At 30.4% G+C, this 942-nt stretch carries 1 protein-coding gene; it reads right to left on the bottom strand.

What is annotated here, in order from left to right; translation table 11 throughout:
- Positions 1-175: 175 nt before the first annotated feature.
- Positions 176-685, bottom strand: coding sequence for a hypothetical protein (locus tag E1171_RS00690; RefSeq protein ID WP_155203110.1), 510 nt, complete (start codon positions 683-685; stop codon positions 176-178).
- Positions 686-942 lie beyond the last annotated feature (257 nt).

Raw genomic sequence — 942 nt, 5'->3', positions numbered from 1 at the left:
TCTTTTTCATAGAAAAAATCTTTAGTTGAATTCAATACAATTCGATTTAAAATAGCAATCAATTAATCTACCTTTCCCTTATCTACTTAATGCCGCCCAACGGACCGGCTATGCCCAGTAGCGACACCTAGGGAGCAATTGGATATAGCCATTGTTGGCGGTTCGGCTGTTTTTATTAGTCAGTTTCACCTTTTTGGGCTTCTACAATTTTGTTAATTCTTGGCTGCAAAAACCATATTCCTATTGGCAAAAATACAATCAAAAAGAAGTCACCAATGTAGTCTCCTATACCCGTATTCTTTTTTAATTCTATTGATTTAATGGTTTTTGCTGGAAATGCCAAAAAGTTTAGAAATGCGTAAAAAGTATAAAACATTGGGATTGCGGCAAGTCCAGTAAAAGTCATTCCTTGTCCGTCCGAAATTATCATAATAACAATATATGTTGTTAGCCAGATAAAACTATTTATAATAAATAGGGTATGCCTTAGCTCTACTTTTCTAGGTAGGTAATCTTGTAGTAAATGTCCAATAATTAATGGATAGGCAAAATAAGTTGTCATCCCAATTATTTTTAGAACCTGAGTTAACAAAGGATCATTTTCAATTTTAAAATTTGAGATAAAAAGTCCTAAAATTAAAAGAATAAAAATCTGCCAATGCTTGGCTTTCAAAAAATTTTCCATTTTTTAAGTTTTTAATTTATCTGCTGACCGCCAACAATCAGATATAACACATATGTGGTATATTCACATTATATTTTTCAGGTAACAACAAATGATTATATTTCTTAAAATATTAATAATTACAAGAGAATAAATTTTAGCGGAACTCCCCAAATATGGCCCAATAAATTTTTAAATATAAAATAAATAATACCATTTAACAATAAATTATCGGCAAACCCCTACTAATAAACAAGGGGAAATTGACAAACCATTTT

It is taken from the genome of Xanthovirga aplysinae (assembly GCF_009711365.1).
GTDB lineage: Bacteria > Bacteroidota > Bacteroidia > Cytophagales > Cyclobacteriaceae > Xanthovirga > Xanthovirga aplysinae.
Note: the sequence above shows the minus strand (reverse complement) of the source record. Positions and strands in the feature narration are given on the sequence as shown.

Excerpts from the sequence above, each read along its gene's own strand:
- E1171_RS00690 (WP_155203110.1), bottom strand. The coding sequence starts at position 685 with ATGGAAAATTTTTTGAAAGCCAAGCATTGGCAGATTTTTATTCTTTTA.